Origin of the sequence: Nonomuraea sp. NPDC052265, from assembly GCF_044547985.1 — a bacterium.
Taxonomy (GTDB): domain Bacteria; phylum Actinomycetota; class Actinomycetes; order Streptosporangiales; family Streptosporangiaceae; genus Nonomuraea.
The window spans coordinates 1-23,617 of sequence record NZ_JBIUBJ010000028.1 but is presented as its reverse complement, the minus strand read 5'-3'; the positions used below and the strand labels follow the sequence as shown (position 1 = coordinate 23,617).

Genomic DNA, 23,617 nt, shown 5'->3' with positions numbered 1-23,617 from the left:
CGGGTCAGGCTACCAATCCCGCCTCGTGGGCGATGATCGCGGCCTGGACGCGGTTGCGCACGTCGAGCCGGGTCAGGATCGTGCTCACGTACGCCTTCACCGTGCCCTCCACGATGTGCAGCCGCTTGGCGATCTCCGCGTTCGACAGGCCCGCGCCGAGCAGGGCGAGAACCTCCCGCTCGCGGTCGGTGAGGCCGCCGACGCGGTCGCGCGCCTGGGCCTCGCGCGCCATCCTGCCGCCGGCGAGCTGGGCGATCACGCGCTGGGCCACCTTGGGCGACAGGTACGCGGCGCCGTCGGCGACCGCGTGGATCCCGGCGATCAGCTCGCGTGGGTCGCCGGACTTGAGCAGGAACCCGGCGGCCCCCACCTCCAGCGCCCTGGCGATGTAGTCGTCCTCGCCGAACGTGGTCAACATCACCACCGCCGTGTCGGGCGCGACGCGGCGCAGCTCGGCCGCGGCGGCCAGGCCGTCGAGCAGCGGCATGCGGATGTCGAGCAGCGCGACGTCGGGACGGTGGCCGATGGCCAGGTCGACGGCCTGTCTGCCGTCGCCGGCCTCGGCGACCACCTCCAGGGACGGGTCGGAGTCGAGGATCGCCCTGACCCCGGCACGGATCATGGCCTCGTCGTCGGCGAGAAGTACGCGGATCACGCCCTCTATATTGCCGACATGGCACAAGTGAAGGTTTACGGGCGGCGTGACGTGTGGGGCGGACGGCAGCGGGAGATCTCCGATCTGCTGCAGTCGTGCCTGGTGAGCGCGTGGGGCGTGCCCGAGGAGAAGCGGTTCCACCGGTTCCTGCTGCTGGACGCCGACGACTTCGTCTGCCCTCAGCGAAGCGCTGACTACCTGATCATCGAGGTCGTGTGCTTCACGGGACGCAGCGACGACGCCAAGCGGGCATTGATCCGGGCGATCTACGAAAAGTCAGGATTCGACCCCGAGGACGTGGAGATCACGATCATCGAGATGCCCAAGGTGAACTGGGGGATCCGGGGGGTTCCGGCCGACGAGCTGACGCTGTCGTACAAGGTGGAGGTCTAGCGTCAAGGGTGGCCTGGGGCGGGCGGTATGGTCCGAGTCATGAGCACTCACTATGACGTCGTCGTTCTCGGCGCGGGTCCGGGAGGATACACGGCCGCCGTCCGCGCCGCCCAGCTCGGGCTGCGTACCGCGGTCATCGAGGAGAAGTACTGGGGTGGCGTCTGCCTGAACGTGGGCTGCATCCCGTCCAAGGCGCTGCTGCGCAACGCCGAGCTGGCCCACATCTTCCACAACGAGGCCAAGACGTTCGGCATCAGCGGCGAGGTGAGCTTCGACTACGGCGCGGCCTTCCAGCGCAGCCGCAAGGTGGCCGACGGCCGGGTCAAGGGCGTTCACTACCTGATGAAGAAGAACGCCATCACCGAGTACGACGGGCGTGGCACCTTCCTCGACGCCAACACGCTGCGGGTCAACGACGAGACGATCACGTTCGACCACTGCATCATCGCGGCCGGGGCGACCACCAGGCTGATCCCGGGCACGCAGTTGTCGCAGCGGGTGGTGACGTACGAGGAGCAGATCCTCACCGAGGACCTGCCGCGCAGCATCATCATCGCGGGCGCGGGCGCGATCGGCGTGGAGTTCGCGTACGTGCTGCACAACTACGGCGTCAAGGTCACGATCGTGGAGTTCCTCGACCGGGTCGTGCCGCTGGAGGACGAAGAGGTCTCGGCCGAGCTGGCCAAGCGCTACAAGCGGCTCGGCATCGAGGTGCTGACCTCGACCCGCGTCGACGGCATCGAGGACACCGGCGCCTCGGTCAAGGTCACCGTCACCCGCGACGGCCAGACCCAGGTGCTGGAGGCCGACAAGGTCATGCAGGCCATCGGGTTCCAGCCGCGCGTCGACGGCTACGGCCTGGAGAAGACCGGCGTGCAGCTCACCGAGCGCGGCGCGATCGCCGTCGACGGCCGCTGCCGCACGAACGTGCCGCACATCTTCGCCATCGGCGACGTCACCGCCAAGCTCATGCTGGCCCACGCCGCCGAGTCGATGGGCATCATCGCCGCCGAGACCATCGGCGACGCCGAGACCATGGAGCTCGACTACGTGATGATCCCGCGGGCCACGTACTGCCAGCCGCAGGTGGCCAGCTTCGGCTACACCGAGGCGCAGGCCCGCGACCTGGGCTACGACGTCAAGGTGGCCAAGTTCCCCTTCACGGCCAACGGCAAGGCCCACGGCCTCGGCGACACGGCCGGGTTCGTCAAGATCATCAGTGACAACACCCACGGCGAGCTGCTCGGCGCCCACCTGATCGGCCCCGAGGTCACCGAGCTGCTGCCCGAGCTCACGCTGGCCCAGCAGTGGGACCTCACCGTGCACGAGGTCGCGCGCAACGTGCACGCGCACCCGACGCTCGGCGAAGCGGTCAAGGAGGCGATCCACGGCCTCGCGGGCCACATGATCAACATGTGATCCCGTCGCGCGGATGCGCATCCCGGTGCCCGTCCATCGGGATGCATCCGGCCGGTTCAGCTCCAGACGTACAGGGCCACGCCCAGCAGCGCCACGGCCAGCGCCGAGGCCCATCCACGCAAGGTGTTCCACCGGGTCCAGCGCGGCGCGTACGCCTTCCACGCCAGCTCGCCCGCCTCGATGGCGTTGTTCATCGGCACGTTGACCGTGGCCGTGACGACGATCGAGCCCAGGAAGCAGACGGCGGCCGCCGCGAAGGCCAGGACCGCCGGCCCGCCGTCCCCGCCGATCAGCAGGACCACGCCGGCGAGCAGCGAGGCCACGGGCGCGAGCGTGAACGTCGACAGGAACGCCGGGTTCAGGATCTTCCTGTTCATGCTGCGCATGGCCTCCGCCGCGCCGTCCTCCCCCAGGGCGTCCAGGCCCGGCACGACCGAGGTGGAGAAGGCGAAGAACACGCCCGCCATCAGCCCGTTCAGGACCATGGCGAGCACCGGGAGGAACACCGCGACTACGCTCACGTCCCTATGATCCCTTAAGTCGCAGTTGTCCGGAAACGACGGCCCATCCGCCCTCATCGGCGATTCTCATTGAACGTTCATATATTCCTGAGGTGTCTCTGAGACCGGGAGCGCAGCGTGGTGCCCGTGCCTCCAACGAACGCGCAAACTCAGATCGCACGGCTCGGCGCCGTCACGGTACGTCTGGGGCTCTTCGGGCTGGTCGCGCTGGGCATCCTGGGCGCCGCCCTGGAGCTGGCCTTCGAGCGCCACTGGCAGTCCTGGCAGCAGTTCGTCCCCTGGGTGGCGCTGCTGGCGCTCGGGGCCGCGCTCGTCCTGCTCGCCCTGGACGCCTCGCCCCTCACGCGCAAGGTCGTCCGCGGGGTCGCGCTGGTGGTGCTGCTCGCCTCCGCCTACGGCGTGTACGCGCACATCTCGGCCAACCATGACATGGGCGCCTTCGACCCGCGATACGCCGACACCTGGCAGACCCTCTCGCCGCTCACCCAATGGTGGTACGCGCTGACCAAGTCCGTCGGCCCGGCCCCGCCGCTCGCGCCCGGCATGCTCGCCCAGAGCGCGCTTCTGTTGCTGCTGACCACCCTGGCCCCCGCCCGGGCCAAGGAGAACGCCTGATCACACCCCGCAGGCGGCCCGTACGTCGGCGACGAGCCGTTCGGCGGCGGCCACCGTACGGGTGACCTCCTCCCGCGTGCCGCCGACGGACGCGAACAGCGCCTGGGCCCGCTCGCCGAACCCGGCGGGCGCCGAGGGCAGCCGGTCGGCGGCTGCGACCATGCCCTTCTCGTTGATCAGCCAGGCCCCGTCGGCCGCGTGCAGGGCGTGACAGGCGACGCCGATCGCGCGGAACAGCGCCCCGGCCGCGTACGCGGGGTCCTGGCCGGCGGCGCCGTACTTGGCGATCGTCAGCGAGAAGTCGGCCTCCCACAGCCCCTGGACCAGCGCCTCGCGCAGCGCGGGCGGGTATTCGGCCGTCTCGGCGCGCAGGGCCGCCAGCTCGCCGGACGGATCGGCGAGCACCTTGCACAGCGCCACCTCGCCCGCGTAGGCGTGGGAGTAGAAGCCCAGCGGGTGTCCCGGCTGGACGCCGAGCTCGTACCGGCCGGCGCGGCAGTCGTGCCAGACGCGGCGCACGCGGTCGAGGTCGCGGTAGATCCAGTCGACCCGCCAGCCGTCGAGGGTGAGCCAGCCGCCGCCGTCGACCCACGGGCCCCAGCCGCCGGGCTCGGTCACGTCGGTCGGCTCGCCGGTCATCTCCAGGGCCAGTGCGCGCAGGTCGCCGACGGCGAGCCGCCCCCGGTAGTACAGGCCGAGGTCGATGTCGGAGTCGGGCCGGTGGGTGCCGCGAGCCCGGCTCCCGCCGAGCGCGACGGCCACCACGCCGGGCACCTCGGCCAGCCTTCCGGCGATCTCCCGCAGCCGCTCGTCACGCATCTCGTCCGCCATTCGCCCACCCTAACAAGGCCCAATCGCATATTTCCGAACTACTTCGACATCTTCCGCGTCTCACTCATGCACCGCCCAGTGTGTGACCCCATGAGACTGGAGAGACCGAAGTGGCCTTAGGTCGCAAACTCGTAGCCATGGTCGTGATGACGGCCGCCCTGCTCACCACGGAAGGGGCCGTGGCCCACGGCGAGGCCCGCCCGGCCGCCGCCCAGGAGCCGGCCCCCGTGACCAGCACCGCTCTGACCACCCCTGACACCGCCGCCGAGCCCACCTGCATGCGGGTCAAGGGCGCCGAGGTGTGCGTGGGCCCGGACGGCAGCGACCGGCCGGGCATCTGGGTCGAGGACACGCGCAACGACAAGCTGCACGCCGCCGTCGAGTACCACCTGAACGAATACCTCGGCACCAAGTACGTCATCCACAACCTGGGCGGCAAGGGCGAGATCCGGGGCAACCGGGAGATCGGCAGGACCGTGACGTTCCGGGCCGCCGTGTACGAGGGCAACCACCGCGTCAAGGTGGGCCGCTGGAAGACGGTCCGCAACCTCACCAAGTACCCGGTCAAGCGCGACACCCGCGTCACCCCGGCCGCCGCGCGGGCCCGTTCGGAGTTGTGCTCGTCCACCAAGGGCGGGGCGAGCGTGTGCTTCCACGAGCGCGGCACGTACGTCTTCGCCTGCGACACCAGGGCCGACGAGTACCAGGCGCGCGCCGAGTACTTCGTGGCCGGCGACCCGACCGCCCGGTACGAGATCCACCAGCTCGCCGGGCTCAACACCTGCGGCAAGGCCGAGCACGGCGACAAGTCGATCAGCATGTACCGCGCCTCGGTCCACAACGGCTCTCATCGGGTCGCGACGAGGCAGTACAAATACAACTAGTTTGCAAGCGGGCCCGCAAGCCGGTTGAAATCGGCCTAATGCACCGTGTGGTCATCCCCCGAGCGGAAGGACCCCCTCGATGACCACCTCCCGTACCGCCGCCGTACTGACCGGTGTCGCCGCCGCCACCCTGGTCGCGCTCGCCTCCTCCCCCGCCCAGGCCGCCTCGGCGGCTCAGTGGGGGCCCTACTACGCCCCCGGGCACGCCGCCAAGGCGACCGGCTCGCTGAGCGCGACCGGCGAGGACCACGCCGACCTGCCGACCGCCGACGCGGTGCGGATCTCCGGCAAGCTGACCGACCAGACCCGCAAGGACTCGTCCTGCGGCTGGGCGGTGTTCCGGATCACGTACCGCGACGGGAGCAACCTGCCCTTCAAGGAGCGCAGCGTGCGGAACTGCTCCTACGGCTCGGCCAAGCGGTTCTCCTTCGAGTACCGCGACGTCTACCAGGTCGAGCTGAAGGTCTGCGCCGAGGGCAGGGGCTCCAAGCCGTCCCTGAACTGCCTGTACGCGGGCACCTGGAAGACCCTCTACCTGTCCAAGTGACGCACCGGCGGCGGCGTCCCGCCCATCCACCGATCGGTGGATGGGCGGGACGCCGCTCTGCCGTGATGCTCGGATCATGACAGTCATCGAGATCGACGACCTGCGCAAGAACTACCGAACCACCCGGGCGCTCGACGGCGTCTCCCTGACCGTGGAACGCGGCGAGATCTTCGGGCTCGCCGGGCCCAACGGTGCGGGCAAGACGACGGTCGTGGAGTGCGTGTCCGGGCTGCGGCGTCCCGACGGCGGCAGCGTCCGCGTGCTGGGCCTCGACCCGCAGGGCGACCGGCGCGCGCTGCTCCAGCGCGTCGGCGCCCAGTTACAGGAGGCCGCCCTCCCCGACGGCATCAAGGTCGGCGAGGCCCTGCGGCTCTACGCCTCCCTGTACGACCACCCGGCCGACTGGCGGGCCATCATGGACGAATGGGGCCTGACCGACAGGAAGGACGCCCGCTTCGGCGGCCTGTCCGGCGGCTGGAAGCAGCGCCTGTTCATCGCGCTGGCCCTGGTCGGCGACCCCGAGGTGGTCCTGCTCGACGAGCTGACCACCGGCCTCGACCCCGACGCCCGCCGCACCACCTGGGGCCTGATCAGGACCATGCGCGACCGCGGGATCACCGTCGTCCTGGTCACCCACTTCATGGACGAGGCCGAGGCGCTGTGCGACCGGATCGCCGTCATCGACCGCGGCCGGGTCGTGGCCGAGGGCAGCCCGCGCGAGCTGATCGGCGAGGCGCGAGCCGCCTCCCTGGAGGACGCCTACTTCACGCTGACCGGGAGGGCCCAGGCATGAAAGGCCTCACGAGAGTCATCGCCGTCGAGCTCAGGCTGGGGTTGCGCGACCCGATGTCGGCCTACTTCGCACTGGCCTTCCCGCTGGTCATGCTCTGGGTCAAGCTGCGCGGCGGCGACCGGCCGCTGCCCGGCGGTGAGCGGCTCGTCGACGCCACCGTGCCGATGCTGACCGTCTTCGTCGTCGGGCTGGCCGCGCTGGTCGTCCTGCCCGCCACGCTGGCCCAGTACCGGGAGCGGCAGGTGCTCAAGCGGCTGCGGGCCACCCCCGCCACGCCGTTCATGCTGTGCGGCGCCCAGTGGGCCGCGCACATGCTGCTGGCCGTCCTCGGGAGCGTGCTGCTGGTCGTCCTGGGCGTGGCCGGCTACGGGCTGAGCGCGCCCGCGAGCATTCCCGGTGTGCTCGTGGCCTGGCTGCTCGGCGCGCTCAGCCTCGGCGCCGTCGGACTGCTGCTGGGCGCGCTGGCCCCCAGCGGCCGGGCGGCGACGGTGATCGGGCTCGCCCTGTTCTTCCCGATGGTGTTCCTGTCCGGCGCGGTGATCCCGCGCGAGACCATGTCGGGGTCGATGCGGGCGATCGGGGACCTGACGCCCATGGCCCCCGCGGTCCAGGCGGTCCGCGACGGCTGGTCGACCGGCGCGCTTCCGCCGCTCGCCCTCGGGATCATGGTGGCGGTCTGCGCGGTCGCGGGCGGCGTCGCGGTGAAGGCCCTGCGGTGGTGAGCCGGTGGGAGCGGGCGACCGCGGCCCTGCCGTACCTGCTGGTCCTGCTTCCCGCGCTGTTCTCGCTGCTGCGGACGTGGCGGGTGGAGGTGCTGGCCCTGGCGCTGTTCGCGGCGGCCTGGCACTGGTTCGTGGTGGCCTTCCGTCCCGGCTGGACCGCGCGGGCGTGGGTGGTGGCCGGGTACTTCGTGGTGCTGCTGGCGGTGGTCGTGGCGCTGGTGCGGATCGACACGGTCTTCACCGTGACCGGGGTGGGGGTGTTCGTCCAGTGCTTCGCGCTGCTGCCGGGGTTGTGGGCGTACGCGGGGGTGGCGGTGACGGTCGGGACGCTGGTCGCCGCCCGTCCGCCGGCCGGTCGCACCCCGGTCGAGCTGCTGGCCTCCTTCGTGGTCGGGGTGCTGGTGGCGTCCATGACCGGGCTGGTCTTCCAGACCGTCTCCGAGCAGAACGCGCAGCTCAAGGAGAAGAGCGCCCGGCTGGCCGCGCTCGCCGAGGAGAATGCCGATCTCCAGGCCCGGCTCCTGGTCCAGGCCCGCGAGGCGGGCGTGCTCGGCGAGCGGCAGCGGCTGGCCAGGGAGATCCACGACACCGTGGCCCAGGGGCTGACCGGCATCCTCACCCAGCTGGAGGCCGCCGACGAGGCCGTCGGAGAGGCGCCGGCGGTGCGCGCGCGGCTGGCGACCGTACGCGAGCTGGCCAGGGAGAGCCTGACCGAGGCCCGCCGCTCGGTCCAGGCCCTGCGCCCGGCGCCGCTGGCCGCGACGGCGCAGCTCGGGACCGCCCTGTCGGAGGTGGCGGCGGCCTGGTCGCGGGCCTCAGGGGTGCCGGCCCCGGTGTCGGTCACGGGCGACGCCCGGCCGCTGCACACCGAGGTGGAGAGCACGTTGCTGCGGGTGGCCCAGGAGGCGCTGGCCAACGTGGGCAAGCACGCGCGGGCCGCCCGGGTGGGGATCACGCTGTCGTACATGGAGGACGTGGTGGCGCTCGACGTCCGCGACGACGGGTCCGGCTTCACCCACGGCACCGGCTTCACCCCCGGGTCCGGCGGCGGCTTCGGGCTGGTGGCCATGCGACAGCGGGTCACCCGCCTGGCCGGCAGCCTCGCCGTCGAGAGCGCCCCTGGCCAGGGCACGGCCATTTCCGCTACCGTTCCGGCCATCCCCGCCGACCCGGGAACGTGAGCCATGCCCGTACGCCTGATCATCGTCGACGACCATCCCGTGGTCCGCGACGGGCTGCGCGGAATCTTCGAGACCGACGGCTTCGAGGTGGTCGGCGAGGCCGCCGACGGCGCCGAGGCGCTCGCGGTGGCCCTGCGCACCGGCCCCGACGTCGTGCTCCTCGACCTGCGCATGCCCGGGACGAGCGGCGCCGAGCTCATCCGCCGGCTGCGCGGGCAGTGCCCCGGCACGCACGTGCTCGTGCTGACCACCTTCGGCGACGACGCCGACGTGGTGCCCGCGATCGAGGAGGGCGCCACCGGCTACCTGCTCAAGGACACGCCACGCGCCGAGCTGCGGCAGGCCGTGCTGGCGGCGGCCCGCGGCGAGACCGTGCTGTCGCCGGCCGTGGCCGGGGTGCTCACGCGGCGCGCGCACGCGCCGGAGCAGCGCACGCTGAGCCCGCGGGAGCTCGAAGTGCTCGGTCTCATCGCCCGCGGCGCGACCAACCGCGAGGTGGCCAGGAGGTTGTTCGTCACGGAGGCCACGGTGAAGACCCACCTGCTGCACGTCTTCGCCAAGCTGGAGGTCAAGGACCGGGCGGCGGCCGTCGCGGCGGCGTACGACAGGGGCCTGCTCAAGCCCGCCTGACCGGCGTCACCCGTGAAAGTTTCAGCGCCGATTGACGGGCCGGACCGCACGCCGCATGATCATGCTTGCCTCCTGGTCAGGAGGGGGCGTCGAGTCATACCGCTACCCACGGCTTCCCACGGCTTCCCACGGCTTCCTTCCCACGGCGAGGTACCCCGATGCCTGGCATGACCCTGCCCAGGGCCGCGACCGCGGCCCTCCTGACCCTGACCGCGCTGATCGCTCCCCCGGCGCACGCCGACGACGTCACCCCCGTCGCGGTGACCGTCAACGCCCGCGCCGCCCTGGCCACCGTCCCCGAGACCGGCATCGGTTCCAACCATGCGATCTGGGACGCGAACCTGGGCACCGACCAGACCGCCGACCTCCTCAAGGACGCGGGCGTCAAGCTGCTGCGCTACCCCGGCGGCTCCTACTCCGACATCTACCACTGGGCCGACCACACCGCCCCCGGCGGGTACGTCGCCCCGAACACCGACTTCGACACCTTCATGCGCGGCGTACGGCGTACCGGCGCGCAGGCCATGGTGACCGCCAACTACGGCACCGGCACCGCCGAGGAGGCGGCCGCCTGGGTCCGGCACGCCAACGTCACCAAGGGCTACGGCGTCAAGTACTGGGAGATCGGCAACGAGAACTACGGCAACGGCCACTACGGCAGCGCCTGGGAGGCCGACGACCACACCGACAAGAGCCCCGCCGAGTACGCGCGCCACGTCGTCGCCTACGCCGACGCCATGAAGGCGGCCGACCCGTCCATCAAGATCGGCGCGGTGCTGACCACCCCCGCCAACTGGCCCGACGCCATCACCGCCGAAGGCGACGACGGGAGCTGGAACAAGGTCGTCCTGTCCCTGGCCGGGCCGAAGATCGACTTCGTGATCCTGCACTGGTACCCCGGCGCCCTCGACCGGGCCGGCCAGGTCCCGGACATGATCCAGCTCACCCGGCGACAGATCGCCGCGTACGCCGGGCCCGGCTCGGACCGGATCGGCATCGCGATGACCGAGTTCAACACCGGCTCCAGCAGCAACGGCACGAACACCCAGCCCGGCGCCCTGGCCGCCGCCGACGCCTACGCGAGCCTGCTGGCGAACGGCGTGTTCACCGTCGACTGGTGGAACGTGCACAACGGCATCGGCAACGTCACCGAGGTCGAAGGGCACACCGACTACGGTGACTTCGGGCTGCTGTCCAGCGGGGTCTGCAACTCGTCCGGGGTGTGCGAGCCGCCGCTGAACACGCCCTTCGCGCCGTACCACGCGCTGCAGATGGTCAGCAGGTTCGCCCGGACCGGGGACCAGTTCGTCAGGGCGGCGACCGACCAGCCGAAGGTCAGCGCGCACGCCGTCCGGCGGCCCAACGGCGACCTCGCGGTCATGCTGATCAACACCTCGCCGGACACGTCCTACCCCGTCGCCGTGGACTACGCGGGCTTCACGCCGGCCGCGGGCGCGCCCACCGTACTGACCCACACGAACGGCGCGACCGCCATCACCACCGCGACCACCGGCACCGCCACCGGCCAGACGCTGCCCCCGCTCTCCCTGACCACCGTCGTCCTGCACCCCGCCGCGCCGCAGACCGGCCTCCCCGGCGCGCCCGGCCGTCCCACGGCCTCGAACGTCACCGACAGAGCCGCCACCATCTCCTGGCCCGCCGCCTCCCCCGGCGCCCGTCCGATCGCCAAGTACGAACTCCACCGCCAGAACGGCGTCGTCAGCGAGCAACTCGGCGAGACCGCCGGCACCTCCTACACGGTGGGCAACCTCAGGCCCGGCACCATCTACACGGTCAACGTGATCGCCCGCGACAGCGGCGGCGGCGTCTCCTGGGCCTCCCCGCCCCTGACCTTCACCACAGGCACCCCCGCCACCAGCGCCTGTGCCGTCCGCCTCACCAACCAGACCGACTGGGCCAGCGGCTACGTCGGCGCCATCGAGATCACCAACAACGGCGCCCCGGTCAACGGCTGGACCCTGAGCTTCACCTGGCCGAGGCCCTGGCAGAGCTTGGGCAGCGGCTGGAGCGCCACCTGGACCGAGACGGGCTCGAACGTCAAGGCCGTCAGCGAACCCGGCAACGCCTCCCTGGCCACAGGCGCCTCGACCACGATCGGATTCGTCGGCAACTACACCGGCCCGAACCTCCTCCCCACCACCTTCACCCTCAACGGCACCATTTGCGCCACCACCCCCTGACCCCCTCCCACCCCGCACGCACTGCGCGGTCCGCCCCCACGGAAGCCGCCCCGGGCCCTCAACCGCCCCCTGGACCACCCCGCCGAACCTGACCATGAGCCCCACACAGAAGCCGCACCCCTACACAGACGCACGCCCCAACCCGCGAGCCGCACCCCTGCACAGACGTACGCCCCCAACCCGCGAGCCGGATCGTGACCGCAGACGCGCGCCCCCCATCCCGCGCCCCACGCGTGACCGCGGATGCACGAGCGGGTCGCGAGCGCCGCGAAGGGCCGTTCCTCACCGGACGGCCCTTCCGGGGTTCAGGCCGACGTGCCAGCCGTCACCAGAGCATCCAGGGACTCTCGGCCCCGCCCCCGAACGCCGCCGCCCCCGATCGCCGCCACCGCTGCCGTACGTCGTGCTTGGCCCGGATCGGCGCCGCCGTAGTGGTGAACGGCCCGCAGGTGACGACCTCCCCGTCATTGCGCGGGGACACCCCGGAGCAGACGAACGGCTGAGAGACGTTCTGATCCGCATCGGTGTTGTAGAGCTGGACGTGCACATCCGAGCGAACCGAACTCGCCCCTCTGATTCGTCCCATCAGATAGAAGACATCGCCCACCATGGCCATGCAGGGCGACATCTCCACACCCGATCCGTTGCCCGTGGAAACCCACGAACGGCACTTCCAGTCCGGCTGGGAGCTGCGCGGCGGAGCGCTGTCCCCGTCCGTACCGGGATCCACGGTGTGCGCGGCCTCCGTCTTACGCCCCGTCGGTGACCGGCGGGGATCGGCCGTACGGCTCGTCGAGGGTTCCGTAGTCGCGCTGGGCGCCGCCGTCCGTTCCGAGTCGCCCGTTCCCGGCGTGCGAACCGGCTCCTTCGGCGTCTTCTTCGGCGACGACTTGAGCGGTTCCTCCTCCGTACCGGACGTCTCCTCATCCGTCCCGGGCGGGACAGGCGTCTTCTCCCCCGTCCCGGACGGAACGGGTGTCACCGTCCCGGCCCCCTCGGCCGACCTGGACCCCGGAAGCCCGGCCGCGTCGTTCACGGCCCCCGCGCCCGGCGTACGCCATGGCGCCATGACGGCCACCGCGGCCGCGGCGAGCACCACCACCGTAGTGGTGCTCGCGATGACGATCAGCCGCCGACGAGACCACCCCCGCCGCTGCGGAGCCGCCGTCCCCACCTCAGGAGAGGGCCGTCCCACGGAAGGAACCGTCCCCTCCCCGCCCCCGGCACTTGAGGACGCCCCCGAGACCCCACCGCCAACCGGCCCCGACAACGCCCCAGCACCAGCAGACCCGCCGGAAACCCCGAGGGGCGAGCCCACCCCACTGCCATCCCCATCCGCCCGGGACATCGCCGACGGCGCGCCCGCCCCGCCACCCACCCCAGCCGCCGCGGACGGCCGAACCACCCCAGCAGCACCACCACCACCCGCCCCAGCAGCCCTAGCCGCCCCGAACGGAGAAACGCCCCCAGCCACATCGCCAGACGGCACCCCCAGCGCCCCAGAGTTGTGGGTGACACCCCCCGCGCCGGCACCCCCGGACGGCGGCACCGCCAACGGCTCGGACGTCGCGGACGGCGCCTCCCCCCTGGCGACCCGAGGTAAGGCAGCCAGCCCGGTCACCGACGGCACCGCTTCCCGCAGCGCCACCGCCACCTGCCCCGCCGCCGGACGCCCAGCCGGATCCTTCGCGGTGCACGCCACGATCACCGACCACAGGGCGTCAGGCATCCCGGGCAACCGCCGAGGCATGGCCATCGCATGCTGCCGGAGCAGAGCCATCGGATGATCACCGACGAACGGCGGACGCCCGGCCATCAGCTCGTAGAGAATCAGCCCGACCGCATAGACGTCCACGGCCCCCGTAGGCACGCCACCGTCAGCCACCTCGGGCGACAGGTACGCGGGCGTCCCGATGATCGAGGTGGTCTGCGTCAGCCCCTGACCGAGGACGATCCGCGCAACCCCGAAGTCCGTCAGCCGCACCTGCCCCGTAGGCCCGTCGATCAGGACGTTCCCCGGCTTGACGTCCCGATGAACCACGCCCATCGCGTGCGCCGCCCCCAGCGCCTCGGCGACCTGAGCCATCAGCTCGGCGGCCGTGGCCGGCGGCAGCGTGCCGTGCTGCTGGAGCAGGCCGCGCAGATCCCCACCCTCGACGAGGTCCATCACCAGGGCGAGCCGCTCCCCCTCGATGACGAAGTCGCGCATCGTGACGATGTTGGGATGGCGAAGGGTCCGCAACACGTTGCGTTCCTGCACGAACCGCAGCACCAGGTCCTGGTCCCCTGCGAGGTTGCTGCGCAGCATCTTGACCGCCACGGTCTCGCCGGTCTCCCGGTGCCGCGCCCGCCAGACGGTTCCCATCGCCCCGGCGCCGATCTCGTCGAGCAGCACGTACCGGCTGCCCAGAAACGCCTCGGCCCCACCCGCGTCCATCGCCCGCCTTCCCCCCGAACAATGGGGATCACAATAGTCAGGATGATCGAGACAAAAAAGATCAGCGCCCCCGCGGCCTCACACCGCACCCCCGGCTGACCAGGTCCAACCGCCGGCCGCGCAAACGCGCGCCCGACCAGCCGCAGCCTCACAGGGCCAGAACCGCCCCGACAGCTCAGCAGCGAGCATACGGCCCGAACAGCCCCCCGTCCGGCCTGTCACCCAACCCGCCCAACGATCAGCCGCAACGCCGCCAATGCGGCGAACAGCCGCTCCAACCACACCAGGGCCCCCAGAAGGCCCCCAAGCTCACACCTGAGCCGTGAGCAGAGCGTCCGCGAGCCCCGTACGGGCGTAGAACACCGTGCGGCCCGCCCGATGGGTGCTGGTCAGCCCGGCGGCCCGCAGCGCGGTGAGATGCTGCGACACGCCCGCAGCAGAAAGCCCCGACCGCTCGGCAAGCTCGGTAGTGGACGCGGGCGAATCCAGCTCCGCCAGGATCAACGCCCGGGATCGTCCGATCACGGCGGCGAGGGCGTCCATCGGCGCATGACTCCGGGACTCCCACAGCACGCCGATCCCACGCGCCGGATAGGCGAGCTGAGGCGGCTCCGACGCGACGGACCGCGTCAGCACCCGCGGCCACGCGAAGACCGACGGCACCAGGAGCAGCCCCGCCCCGGTCTCGATCCTGGTGATGGCACAGTGCCGCTCCACCAGCTGGAGCCCCCCGCTGTCCCAGCGCACGGTGGGGTGAAGCCGGTCGAGCGTCCGGGCCGTGCCGCGTTCGGCCACCTGTCGCCCCCGATGGAAGACGTCCGCCTCCAGCACCGACCGGATGCGCGCCCAGTAGGGCGCAATCGCGAGCTCCCAGTAGGCCTCGATCTCCGCGACGACCTTGGGCAGGTACGCCCGAGGGTCGCGACGAAGGTTCCGCAGCCGGGGCGACAGCCGACCGTCCCTCTCGGCGGACAACAGGTCAAGGTCCCGCCGCACCTGCTCGGGGCCGGTGGCCTCGATGGCCGCCAACTCGTCGGGCAACTCATGGGACGCGGTCGTCGGATTGAGAAAGTCCGGAAGATGGCCGCCGGACCGGACCATGTCGGCCAGCCACCCACGATCGAGCCCCGCCGCCGCCAACCGGGGACGCACCTGCTCGGCCCACCCACGATGAGGATCCGGCACCACAGCCCCGGCCAGCACCCTGCAACTCGTGACGACTTCCCACATGGACGAGACCGCGAACCGAGTCTCGGCCAGATCGTCTACCGAAAAGGCCAGCCGCGCCTTCATGCCGCCTCCAGAGGCTCCACGATTCGGTCAGAGCTTAATCAATGGACGCCTACTCCTCCGCCCGGCAACATCCCCGAGCAGGCACCCACCGAGCCATGGTGCCCGACTCCGAACACCCCGAAGGCGGTCACGCACATGTCTGTGGATAACTCTCCCTCCACCGATGCGACGACGACGAAAAAGGCCGATCTGTTCAGAAAGCTCAGCACCGACTCCGTACTGCTCCTCCCCAACGCCTGGGACGCCGCCAGCGCCGCCGTGATCGCCGCGGCCGGCGCCTCGGCCATCGCCACGACCAGCGGCGGCGTCTCCTGGTCCCTCGGCCGCGGCGACGGCCAGCACCTCACCCGGGACGAGATGCTGCAAGCCGTCCAACGCATCGTGAACACCGTCGACCTACCCGTGACGGTCGACATCGAAGGCGGCTACGGCCCCACCCCCGAGGACGTCGCCCAAACCATCCAGGCAGTGGCGAAGGCCGGCGCGGTAGGCGTCAACCTGGAGGACTCCCAGGCCGTCGGCGGCCCGCTGTTCGACCTCACCGACCAGACCGCCAGACTTCACGCGGCCCGGGAAGCGGCAGCCACAGCGGGTCTCCCCGAACTCTTCGTCAACGCCCGCACCGACGTCTTCCTCTTCGCCATCGGCCCCGCCCCCGACCGCCTGAACGAAGTGATCAAGCGGACGGCGGCGTACGCCGAGGCAGGAGCCGACGGCATCTTCGTCCCCGGCCTCCTCGACCTCGACGCGCTGGCCACCCTCTGCGCCGAGTCCCCCCTCCCGGTCAACGCGATGGCCGTCGCCGGCGGCCCCACCGTCGCCGAACTCACCCAGGCAGGCGTACGCCGGATCAGCCTGGGCACCGCCCTCGCCCAGACCGCCTACACCGCCGCCCGCAGAGCCGCCGAAGAACTCCTCACCACCGGCACCTACGAAACCCTGACCAACTCCCTGGACTTCACCGAACTCAACACCCTCTTCCACCCCTGATCCCCCGCCCCGTGCGCCAGCTCAACGCCCCAGCCGAAGACCCCACGAAAACGCAGTACGCCTCCCCAGCAGCGGCCCTGCCGGCCACGGCATCCTGCCGGCCCCTCCGGCTCCGCAACCAGACAGTCAACGAAGCCACCTCCCCGCTCGGGCCGCCGCGCCTGATGCGAAGCTCACCTTCTCCCACCGCTCAACGTGCGCGCGCCGGTCCACGAACCATGAGGGCAGCAGATCCGGCCACGTGTCGTCAGCAGGCCACGGCTCAGGCCGGTGAACGACGCGTGTCATGACTTCCTTCGCACGGCGAATGACGTCCGATGGATCATCTGACGTGACGTGCACGCGTACGACAAACGCTTGTTCATCTGCGTACGGCCCCGAATTGATCCGCCTGACCTCGCCCGCAGAGATCCCGCGCTCACTCCGAAGCTTTCTTGCTGTTCAAAGCTGGTGGTCAGGGGCAGGGTCGAACTTCCGACCTTCCGCTTTTCAGGTGTAGCAATCACCCTGCTCCCCAACCGCTACGTGGAGTCAGCCGGCCGTCCGCGGTGCCCTTCGTGTGAGCTTGGTGGCCGACGTTGCCGTCAGCGTTGCCGTCAGCGTTGCCGTCACGGAACCCGCCGTGCCGTGCCGCAGGCCACGACCAAGAAGAGCCATGGCAAGTCCGGCCTCTGAAGGCCAAGGGGGATGGCAGTACTCCTACATCATGTCCCCAAGATCCGGCCACGCCCCCTTCGTGGCAGATAGCGTGATCGTTCGTGAAATTTGCGGCTGTCCTCGCCCTCCTGCTCGCGGTCTGCGGCGCGGACGTACAGGCGACGTGGGCGGCCACGTGGCGGCTCACGTACGCGGTGCGGGGATGGACCGGCACGATAGGCGCCACAGGACAGGGACAGGCCTGGGCCCTCCTCCAGCACGACCGGCAGCAGACCAGTTCGACGATGCTCCGCTGGGACGGCGCCTCCTGGCGGACCACCGTGCTGCCGAAGGGCGTCAGCGCCTACAACGCGCGGTTCGCCGCCTCCCCCTTGGGGGACGACCTGTGGATGTTCTCCGGGGACCGCCCGTTCCAGCTGACCGGCGGCCAGTGGGTGTCCCGCCCGTGGACCAGCAAGTACGAGCGTGGATCCGTCGCCGTCGGAGCCAAGGACGACGTCTGGATCTCCGAACACGGCGGCCCGGACGACTACTCCGGATCCGGACTCAGCCATTGGGACGGCCACTCGTGGAAACCGGTCCCCAAACCGAGCCCGTACGGCGACCTTGACCAGATCTCGCTTGTCGCCGCCCCCAACGGGGGCGAGGCATGGGCACTGATCCATCCCCCGGGAGCGACAACGGTGATACGACGGAACGGCTCCGGATGGGTCACCGCTCCCCTGCCTCCCGCGCCTGGCTGCCCCCCTTCCCCCGCCGGCCGCTTCTACGGCATGGCGGCCCGCGCCCACGACGACGTGTGGCTGGTGACGCAGGGCGCCTTCGAGCGGTCCGGGTCGTGCGAGGTACCCGACCGCGGCATGATCGTGCGCTGGGACGGCACCGCATGGAGGTGGCTGAACCTGCCGTTGGCCAAGACCTGGCTGCCTGCCATCCGCGCGGACCGTGTCGGGGGCGTGTGGGTCGCCGCCAACCCCGCCCACACGCAGTCGTACGTGCTCAACTTCCGCGGCGGCCGCATGACCAAATCGACGCTGCCCGCGGGAGGGGGGTTGGCGGGAATCGTGGACATCGTCCCGGAACCGGGCAGCACCCGGCTATGGACTCTGGCCCGGCGCGTGGACGGCACCCTCCTGATCTACGAGCTGACCTGACCGCCCAGCATCAGAGCGCCGGAGCCCTGGTAGCGCCGGTGACAATCCATCTCGGCGCACAACACGAGCGAGACGGAGGGCGTCAGCGAGGAGGACGGGACAGCCGGATCAGTCCTCGATCTCCCCACGGGGAGCCCGTTCCGGAGGCGACGTTGCCGTCGCTGTCAGCGAACATCAAAAAGCCCCGAACGATAATTCGTTCGGGGCTTTTTGATGTTCAAAGCTGGTGGTCAGGGGCAGGGTCGAACTGCCGACCTTCCGCTTTTCAGGCGGACGCTCGTACCAACTGAGCTACCTGACCCAGAGCGGTCCTGACGGGACTTGAACCCGCGACCTCCACCTTGACAGGGTGGCGAGCACTCCAAACTGCTCTACAGGACCTTGCGTTTCTTTCTGTTTGCGCTCGCTTAGCTTACCAGCTTTCCGGTGGCCTTTCGACCAGCCGGTTCGCGGTGCGCCAGGCGCTCGCAAGTGCCCCCAACGGGATTCGAACCCGTGCCGCCGCCTTGAAAGGGCGGTGTCCTGGGCCGCTAGACGATGGGGGCTCAGGATTCCCCGTCGCCTTCCGTCGGAGACCTCTGAAGCATAGGGGACGATTGCCCCTGATGCCAAAGTGGCTGACCGGCGGTCGGTGACGCGGAGCCAGTGATCGTTCCCGTTGGCGACGGGGCGTTCGTTGGCTCCGGAGAAATCATACGTTGTGGGTCGGCCTCCACGTGACGCTGGATGTACACCGACTGCTCCCCCAGCCCGCCCAGCGTGATGTCGTCCCAGGCACGCAGGCGTCTGGTCTCCCGGTCGAAGTACAGGACCGAGGCCTGTACGGGCGTGGGCTGGGCGTGTTCGAGCGCCCGCAGGCCGGCGCCACCGGTCGAGCCCTGGACGAGCATGCGGGAGCCGGACGGCAGCATGGACGTCGAGCGGTCATGCGTGTGACCGGCCAGGATCATGGGCGCGGCCCCGCTGAACCCCCTGCCGACGACGGGGTCGTGGACGGCCACCACGTCCGCCTTGTCCACCTTGGCGAGGTGTGAGCGGGCGAACCGTTTGAGCGCGTCCGGGTCGGAGTCGACGGCCACCGATTTGTCGGGGGTGAACCGAGGGTCGCCCAGGCCGTAGATGCGCAGGCCCGCGACCTTCTCCACCCTGTCGTCCAGGACGACGGCGTTCTTCTGCCGCTCGACCGCCTTCTGCGTGATCACGGAGTCGTGGTTGCCCCGTACGTACACGTACGGCACCCCGAGGCGGCTGATCTCGTCGACGAACTTGTTCTCCGGTTTGGTCCCGTGGTCCGAGATGTCGCCGGTGTCGATGATCATGTCGACGGCGAACTGGTCCTTGAGCGAGCGGATGACGTTCCAGGCGATCGGGTTGATGTGGATGTCCGAGACGTGCAGGACCCGGATGGAATTGGGGTCGGCGTCGTACAGGGGCAGGGTCGAGACGGTGTCGTACAGCTTGGAGACGTTCGTGACGAGCTTGGTGAGCTGCGACCGGTACGACTCGAACTTCGTCACGATCGACTCCGCGCTGCCCACCAGCGACGGCGCGGCGGCGACGAGCCCCGAGTAGCGCGGCTCCACGAGCGAGCTCGGACGGAACGTGAGCGCGGCCAGCGCGCCGGTGCCCGCGAGGCCCACAGAGGCCGCCAGGAGCCCCACCAGAGCCGTCCTGGGGCGCCTGTAGACCATCAGGACGGCTATCAGGGCCCCCGCCCCGGCACAGAGCATGCTGCGGATCGCCAGGGCCCGCACGCCGTCCAGGAGATCGCTCTCGATGAGGCCCGGCAGGCGGTCGGCCAGTTTGGGGTCCTCTATGAGCGCCTTGGCGCGGTCCTGGTCGATGTTCTCCAGGGTGATGCGGAGTCTGAGCGGGGCGTCGTGGGTGCGGAAGGTCAGCGTGCCGAGCGGGCTGGCGTCGACGACCGTCTCGCCGCGCCAGGCGGGCCTGAGCGACATGCCCGTCTCGACCGGGCCGACCTGGGCGTGCACGGTGCCGCTCAGGAAGATGCCCAGCCAGGCGCCCGCGGCGGCCACCAGGAGCACCGCCACGGCCCTCGTCGCACGGGACCGAATGACTGCTTTGGAGGTGTCAGCGAACTTCATACAGTTTCTTGCATACCTGACCGACAGGGCAGAATGGCATGCGTGATCGAGGTATCGCGGGAGAAGTTCGAGGAACTCGTGGCCCAGGCTTTGGACACGATCCCCGCCGAGCTCACCCGCGTCATGAGCAACGTCGTCGTCACGGTCGTCGATGATCCGCCGGAGCCGCACCTGCTCGGCCTGTACACCGGTATCCCCCTCACGGAACGCGGCGACTGGTACTCAGGTGTCCTGCCCGACCGGATCGAGATCTACCGCAATCCCATATGTCAGATATGCAGGACAGAAGAGGAAGTCGTTAACGAGGTACGCATCACCGTTGTCCATGAGGTGGGGCACCATTTCGGGATCAGCGATGACAGACTGCACGAACTGGGCTGGTGACCCTTTGCTTCTCGTTGACTTCTTTGGGTTGCGCCTTGCCTCATGATCGGGCACCTTAGGTCACATAGCGAACACGGTGAGTCAGGCACAGCGGAGTCCAATGGAGGCCATGCGGGCGGGTAGGCCACCGGGACGGCATCGCCGTGCCGAGACAGACCAGGCCACCTACGGCGAGGTCATCGCCATCCGGGAATTCCGGGCACTGTGGTACGGCCAGGGCCTTTCCCTCCTCGGCGACCAGCTCGCCCAGGTCGCGCTCGCCGTCCTCGTCTACTCCCGTACCGGATCGCCGCTGGCCACCGCGGCCGTCTACGCGCTGACGTACCTTCCGTCGATCGTCGGGGGGCCGCTGCTGGCCGGGCTGGCCGACAGGTTCGCGCGCCGGGGCGTCATGATGACCTGCGACGTCGTCCGCGCGGTCCTGGTCGCCGCGATGGCGCTGCCGGTGATGCCGTTCTGGGCGTTGTGCGTGCTGGTGTTCTTCGTGGTGCTGCTCAGTGCCCCATTCTCGGCCGCGCGCGCGGCGCTGCTGCCCGAAGTTCTCGAAGGCGACCGGTACGTCGTCGGCTCGGCGTTGCAGAACATGACGAACCAGGCCGTACAGATGCTGGGTTTCGCTGCGGGCGGAGCGATGATCGCGACCTTGGGCCCCTACCGGGCGCTCGCTCTCGACGCGGCCACGTTCCTCGCCTCGGCCCTGATCCTGGTCTCGGGCGTACGTGCGCGGCCGGCCGCCGGTCAGGACGACGCGAAACCGTCCATGTGGGCGATGACCAGGGCGGGAGCCACGCTGGTCTTCGGCTCGCCCAGACTGCGAACGCTTGTCCTGTTCGCGTGGTTGTGCGGCTTCTACATTCTTCCTGAGGGCATCGCCGTGCCCTATGCCGCCGAACTCGCCACGGGGACGCTGTCGGTGCCCGTGATCACCGGTCTGCTGATGGCCGCGATGCCGACGGGCACGGTGGTGGGCGCGTTCCTGTTCAGCAGGTACGTGACGCCGGCGCGGCGGCTGCACCTGATGGGGTGGATGGCCGTGCTGAGCTGCGCGCCTCTGGTGGTGACGGCGCTCCGGCCGCCGCTCGCGGTGGTGCTGGCCGCGTGGGTCCTGTCGGGGATCGGCGGGGCTTACCAGCTCGCGGCTAACGCGGCTTTCGTCCAGAGTGTGCCACCGGAGCGGCGTGGCCAGGCGTTCGGGCTGGTGCAGTCGGGGCTGATGGCCGTCCAGGGGTTGGGGATCCTGGTCGGCGGGTTCGCGGCGGAGAGACTCGGTCCTGAGCTGGTGGTCGCGCTCTCCGGCAGCACCGGAGTGATCGCGGCGGCCGTGCTCGCCCTGATGTGGACCGAGTCCCGGGACGACCGTAATGCCCAGGAAGTGCCCGCCCAGGCGCCGGCCTGATCACTGCTGGGGCTTGTGCTCGCCGGTCCAGTCGGTGGCGTTTCGCTGCTGCTGCTGCTTGATCAGGTCCTGGACGATCGAGGTGTCCCGCTCCTCGGACGGCATCAGGAGCCAGCCGATCGCGTACACGCCCACGCCGAGCCCGCCGAACAGGGTGGCGATGGCGAGGCCAATCCGGATCAGGTTGGCGTCGATGCCGACGTACTCACCGATGCCCGAGCAGACGCCCGCGATGATCCGGCCCTTGTTGGTGCGACGCAGCTTCTTGACGTTGTTCTCGCTGAATTCGTTCATGTCTCAAGACTGCCCCTGGGGGCGGTGTTAGCACATCAGGATTCCCCCTGGTAGAACCCTGGTAACCCCTTACGCGAGGAGAGGACCTGCCATGGACGACCTGCTGCGCCTCGACGACCGACTCAACGGCGACCAGCGGCTGATCCGCGACACGGTCAGGTCCTTCGTCTCCGACCGCGTCCTTCCGCACGTGGGCGACTGGTTCGAGGAGGCCGTCTTCCCCGCGCGCGAGCTCGCGCCGGAGCTGGGCTCGCTCGGCCTGCTGGGCATGCATCTGGAGGGGTACGGATGCGCCGGCACCGACGCGACCTCCTACGGCGTGGCCTGCCGCGAGCTGGAGGCGGGCGACTCGGGCCTGCGCTCGTTCGTGTCGGTGCAGGGCTCGCTGGCGATGTTCCCCATCTGGCGGTTCGGCTCCGACGAGCAGAAAGAGGAATGGCTCCCGCGCATGGCGGCCGGCACGGCGATCGGCTGCTTCGGCCTGACCGAGCCGGACCACGGGTCCGACCCCGCCAACATGCGCACGTACGCCAAGAAGGACGGATCCGACTGGATCCTCAACGGCTCCAAGATGTGGATCACCAACGGCTCGATCGCCGACGTCGCCGTGGTGTGGGCGCAGACGGACGCGGGCATCCGCGGCTTCGTCGTCCCCACCTCCACCCCGGGCTTCTCCGCCCCTGAGATCCACAAGAAGTTGTCCCTCAGGGCATCGGTCACCTCGTCCCTGTACTTCGACGACCTCCGCCTGCCCGCCTCCGCCGTGCTGCCCGAGGTCACCGGCCTCAAGGGCCCGCTGTCGTGCCTGTCCGAAGCCCGTTTCGGCATCCTGTGGGGGGTCGTCGGGGCCGCCCGCGCCTGCCTGGAGTCGGCGGTGGACTACGCGAAGACCCGCGTGCAGTTCGACAAGCCGATCGGCGCGTTCCAGCTCACCCAGGAGAAACTGGCCTGGATGTACGTCGCCGCCGCCCAGGCCCAGCTCACGGCCCTGCACCTGGGTGCGCTGAAGGACGAGGGACGGCTGGAGCCCCGGCAGATCAGCTTCGGCAAGCTGGCCAACGTACGAGCCGCCCTGGACATCGCCCGCCAGGCCCGTTCCGTCCTGGGGGGAAACGGGATCACCCTGGAGTACCCTGTGATCAGGCACATGAACAATCTGGAGTCTGTGCTGACGTACGAGGGGACCCAGGAGATTCACACACTGGTGCTGGGCGAGGCCCTGACGGGGCTGGCCGCTTACCGGTGATGGAGGCGTCGCGGGCGGGGCGGTAATCTCTGTACCCTTGCTCGTGCGAGGGGCGTTAGCTCAATTGGCAGAGCTGCGGACTTTTAATCCGTAGGTTCCGGGTTCGAGCCCCGGGCGCCCTACCACTCCACACTCCATCTGACCTGCGCTTTCTCGGTTCTCACCCCTCTTCTAAGAGCCTGCTGACAAAGGCTTAAGTGCTGGCGGGCATGGGCCCGTAGAGAGCTGGTCCGATCTTGTTGATGTAGCCCTGGTGGGACCACTGGGAC

Annotated in this window: 22 protein-coding genes and 4 tRNA genes; 16 read left to right on the top strand and 10 right to left on the bottom strand. The window is 70.1% G+C overall.

From position 1 onward, the window contains the following. Positions 1–4: 4 nt before the first annotated feature. Entirely contained in the window at positions 5–655 is a 651-nt protein-coding gene (locus ACIHAD_RS43460; RefSeq protein WP_397360700.1) for a response regulator, read from the bottom strand. An 18-nt stretch (positions 656–673) separates the two neighbouring features. On the opposite strand from ACIHAD_RS43460, the gene ACIHAD_RS43455 reads away from it, so the two are divergent. Both ACIHAD_RS43455 and lpdA read left to right on the top strand, forming a co-directional pair. Then, the gene (locus tag ACIHAD_RS43455; RefSeq protein ID WP_397360699.1) at positions 674–1,048 is read left to right on the top strand and encodes a tautomerase family protein; all 375 of its coding nucleotides are present in this window, start codon (positions 674–676) and stop codon (positions 1,046–1,048) included. A gap of 39 nt (positions 1,049–1,087) precedes the next feature. Continuing rightward, the gene (lpdA, locus tag ACIHAD_RS43450) at positions 1,088–2,467 is read left to right on the top strand and encodes a dihydrolipoyl dehydrogenase (protein ID WP_397360698.1); all 1,380 of its coding nucleotides are present in this window, start codon (positions 1,088–1,090) and stop codon (positions 2,465–2,467) included. A 56-nt stretch (positions 2,468–2,523) separates the two neighbouring features. Here the strand turns inward: lpdA and ACIHAD_RS43445 are convergent, their stop codons facing one another. Beyond that, positions 2,524–2,988 (bottom strand): DUF1772 domain-containing protein, encoded by a 465-nt coding sequence (locus ACIHAD_RS43445; RefSeq protein WP_397360697.1) that lies wholly within the window; start codon positions 2,986–2,988, stop codon positions 2,524–2,526. Positions 2,989–3,114: 126 nt separating this feature from the next. Here ACIHAD_RS43445 and ACIHAD_RS43440 point away from each other — a divergent pair, with 126 nt between their 5' ends. After that, entirely contained in the window at positions 3,115–3,603 is a 489-nt protein-coding gene (locus tag ACIHAD_RS43440) for a hypothetical protein (protein ID WP_397360696.1), read from the top strand. Here the strand turns inward: ACIHAD_RS43440 and ACIHAD_RS43435 are convergent, their stop codons facing one another. Beyond that, on the bottom strand, positions 3,604–4,434 hold the full coding sequence (locus tag ACIHAD_RS43435; RefSeq protein ID WP_397360695.1) for a nucleotidyltransferase family protein: 831 nt from the start codon (positions 4,432–4,434) through the stop codon (positions 3,604–3,606). Between the two features lie 137 nt (positions 4,435–4,571). Here ACIHAD_RS43435 and ACIHAD_RS43430 point away from each other — a divergent pair, with 137 nt between their 5' ends. The 7 genes from ACIHAD_RS43430 (at position 4,572) to ACIHAD_RS43400 (ending at position 11,392) form a co-directional block, all read left to right on the top strand. After that, entirely contained in the window at positions 4,572–5,318 is a 747-nt protein-coding gene (locus tag ACIHAD_RS43430; protein WP_397360694.1) for a hypothetical protein, read from the top strand. Positions 5,319–5,397: 79 nt separating this feature from the next. After that, complete coding sequence (locus ACIHAD_RS43425) at positions 5,398–5,865, top strand: hypothetical protein (protein ID WP_397360693.1); 468 nt, start codon at positions 5,398–5,400, stop codon at positions 5,863–5,865. A gap of 76 nt (positions 5,866–5,941) precedes the next feature. Then, positions 5,942–6,658, top strand: coding sequence for an ABC transporter ATP-binding protein (locus ACIHAD_RS43420; protein WP_397360692.1), 717 nt, complete (start codon positions 5,942–5,944; stop codon positions 6,656–6,658). Further along, a complete protein-coding gene (locus tag ACIHAD_RS43415; RefSeq protein WP_397360691.1) occupies positions 6,655–7,380 on the top strand; it encodes an ABC transporter permease in 726 nt (241 codons plus the stop codon). The genes ACIHAD_RS43420 and ACIHAD_RS43415 overlap by 4 nt, the downstream gene beginning before the upstream one ends. Then, positions 7,377–8,561 carry a sensor histidine kinase gene (locus ACIHAD_RS43410; protein WP_397360690.1) on the top strand — a complete coding sequence of 395 codons (1,185 nt, stop codon included), beginning with the start codon at positions 7,377–7,379 and terminating at the stop codon, positions 8,559–8,561. The genes ACIHAD_RS43415 and ACIHAD_RS43410 overlap by 4 nt, the downstream gene beginning before the upstream one ends. A 3-nt stretch (positions 8,562–8,564) precedes the next feature. Beyond that, positions 8,565–9,191 (top strand): response regulator, encoded by a 627-nt coding sequence (locus tag ACIHAD_RS43405; RefSeq protein ID WP_397360689.1) that lies wholly within the window; start codon positions 8,565–8,567, stop codon positions 9,189–9,191. Positions 9,192–9,349: 158 nt separating this feature from the next. Next, complete coding sequence (locus ACIHAD_RS43400) at positions 9,350–11,392, top strand: cellulose binding domain-containing protein (RefSeq protein ID WP_397360687.1); 2,043 nt, start codon at positions 9,350–9,352, stop codon at positions 11,390–11,392. A gap of 325 nt (positions 11,393–11,717) precedes the next feature. Here the strand turns inward: ACIHAD_RS43400 and ACIHAD_RS43395 are convergent, their stop codons facing one another. Further along, entirely contained in the window at positions 11,718–13,787 is a 2,070-nt protein-coding gene (locus ACIHAD_RS43395) for a protein kinase (RefSeq protein ID WP_397360686.1), read from the bottom strand. Between the two features lie 351 nt (positions 13,788–14,138). After that, positions 14,139–15,122, bottom strand: a complete 984-nt coding sequence (locus tag ACIHAD_RS43390) for a DUF5937 family protein (protein WP_397360685.1) — start codon at positions 15,120–15,122, stop codon at positions 14,139–14,141. 141 nt (positions 15,123–15,263) lie between these two features. On the opposite strand from ACIHAD_RS43390, the gene ACIHAD_RS43385 reads away from it, so the two are divergent. Both ACIHAD_RS43385 and ACIHAD_RS43380 read left to right on the top strand, forming a co-directional pair. Beyond that, positions 15,264–16,112: an isocitrate lyase/phosphoenolpyruvate mutase family protein gene (locus ACIHAD_RS43385; RefSeq protein WP_397360683.1), complete on the top strand. Its 849-nt coding sequence runs from the start codon at positions 15,264–15,266 to the stop codon at positions 16,110–16,112. Positions 16,113–16,870: 758 nt separating this feature from the next. Next, entirely contained in the window at positions 16,871–17,923 is a 1,053-nt protein-coding gene (locus ACIHAD_RS43380; protein WP_397360682.1) for a hypothetical protein, read from the top strand. Positions 17,924–18,147: 224 nt separating this feature from the next. Here the strand turns inward: ACIHAD_RS43380 and ACIHAD_RS43375 are convergent. The 4 genes from ACIHAD_RS43375 to ACIHAD_RS43360 all read right to left on the bottom strand — a co-directional run bounded on the left by ACIHAD_RS43375 (position 18,148) and on the right by ACIHAD_RS43360 (position 19,974). Beyond that, positions 18,148–18,224: transfer RNA gene (locus ACIHAD_RS43375), tRNA-Phe, on the bottom strand. A 5-nt stretch (positions 18,225–18,229) separates the two neighbouring features. Further along, positions 18,230–18,304 (bottom strand) — tRNA-Asp (locus ACIHAD_RS43370). 91 nt (positions 18,305–18,395) lie between these two features. Continuing rightward, a tRNA-Glu gene (locus ACIHAD_RS43365) sits at positions 18,396–18,468 on the bottom strand. After that, positions 18,469–19,974: a metallophosphoesterase gene (locus ACIHAD_RS43360; RefSeq protein ID WP_397360680.1), complete on the bottom strand. Its 1,506-nt coding sequence runs from the start codon at positions 19,972–19,974 to the stop codon at positions 18,469–18,471. A gap of 87 nt (positions 19,975–20,061) precedes the next feature. Between ACIHAD_RS43360 and ACIHAD_RS43355 the strand changes: the two genes are divergently transcribed. Continuing rightward, positions 20,062–20,412 carry a metallopeptidase family protein gene (locus ACIHAD_RS43355; protein WP_397360679.1) on the top strand — a complete coding sequence of 117 codons (351 nt, stop codon included), beginning with the start codon at positions 20,062–20,064 and terminating at the stop codon, positions 20,410–20,412. A gap of 109 nt (positions 20,413–20,521) precedes the next feature. Beyond that, positions 20,522–21,808 (top strand): MFS transporter, encoded by a 1,287-nt coding sequence (locus tag ACIHAD_RS43350; RefSeq protein ID WP_397360678.1) that lies wholly within the window; start codon positions 20,522–20,524, stop codon positions 21,806–21,808. Here the strand turns inward: ACIHAD_RS43350 and ACIHAD_RS43345 are convergent, their stop codons facing one another. Continuing rightward, positions 21,809–22,102 carry a PspC domain-containing protein gene (locus tag ACIHAD_RS43345; RefSeq protein WP_397360677.1) on the bottom strand — a complete coding sequence of 98 codons (294 nt, stop codon included), beginning with the start codon at positions 22,100–22,102 and terminating at the stop codon, positions 21,809–21,811. Between the two features lie 91 nt (positions 22,103–22,193). Here ACIHAD_RS43345 and ACIHAD_RS43340 point away from each other — a divergent pair, with 91 nt between their 5' ends. Beyond that, the gene (locus ACIHAD_RS43340; protein WP_397360675.1) at positions 22,194–23,348 is read left to right on the top strand and encodes an acyl-CoA dehydrogenase family protein; all 1,155 of its coding nucleotides are present in this window, start codon (positions 22,194–22,196) and stop codon (positions 23,346–23,348) included. 49 nt (positions 23,349–23,397) lie between these two features. Next, positions 23,398–23,473: transfer RNA gene (locus ACIHAD_RS43335), tRNA-Lys, on the top strand. Positions 23,474–23,617 lie beyond the last annotated feature (144 nt).

Bases quoted from the DNA above. Each gene is read 5' to 3' on its own strand.
- ACIHAD_RS43455 (WP_397360699.1), top strand. From the start codon at position 674: ATGGCACAAGTGAAGGTTTACGGGCGGCGTGACGTGTGGGGCGGACGG.
- lpdA (WP_397360698.1), top strand. From the start codon at position 1,088: ATGAGCACTCACTATGACGTCGTCGTTCTCGGCGCGGGTCCGGGAGGA.
- ACIHAD_RS43435 (WP_397360695.1), bottom strand. From the start codon at position 4,434: ATGGCGGACGAGATGCGTGACGAGCGGCTGCGGGAGATCGCCGGAAGG.
- ACIHAD_RS43430 (WP_397360694.1), top strand. From the start codon at position 4,572: ATGGTCGTGATGACGGCCGCCCTGCTCACCACGGAAGGGGCCGTGGCC.
- ACIHAD_RS43425 (WP_397360693.1), top strand. From the start codon at position 5,398: ATGACCACCTCCCGTACCGCCGCCGTACTGACCGGTGTCGCCGCCGCC.
- ACIHAD_RS43420 (WP_397360692.1), top strand. From the start codon at position 5,942: ATGACAGTCATCGAGATCGACGACCTGCGCAAGAACTACCGAACCACC.
- ACIHAD_RS43415 (WP_397360691.1), top strand. From the start codon at position 6,655: ATGAAAGGCCTCACGAGAGTCATCGCCGTCGAGCTCAGGCTGGGGTTG.
- ACIHAD_RS43405 (WP_397360689.1), top strand. From the start codon at position 8,565: ATGCCCGTACGCCTGATCATCGTCGACGACCATCCCGTGGTCCGCGAC.
- ACIHAD_RS43400 (WP_397360687.1), top strand. From the start codon at position 9,350: ATGCCTGGCATGACCCTGCCCAGGGCCGCGACCGCGGCCCTCCTGACC.
- ACIHAD_RS43390 (WP_397360685.1), bottom strand. From the start codon at position 15,122: ATGAAGGCGCGGCTGGCCTTTTCGGTAGACGATCTGGCCGAGACTCGG.
- ACIHAD_RS43355 (WP_397360679.1), top strand. From the start codon at position 20,062: ATGGCATGCGTGATCGAGGTATCGCGGGAGAAGTTCGAGGAACTCGTG.
- ACIHAD_RS43350 (WP_397360678.1), top strand. From the start codon at position 20,522: ATGCGGGCGGGTAGGCCACCGGGACGGCATCGCCGTGCCGAGACAGAC.
- ACIHAD_RS43345 (WP_397360677.1), bottom strand. From the start codon at position 22,102: ATGAACGAATTCAGCGAGAACAACGTCAAGAAGCTGCGTCGCACCAAC.
- ACIHAD_RS43340 (WP_397360675.1), top strand. From the start codon at position 22,194: ATGGACGACCTGCTGCGCCTCGACGACCGACTCAACGGCGACCAGCGG.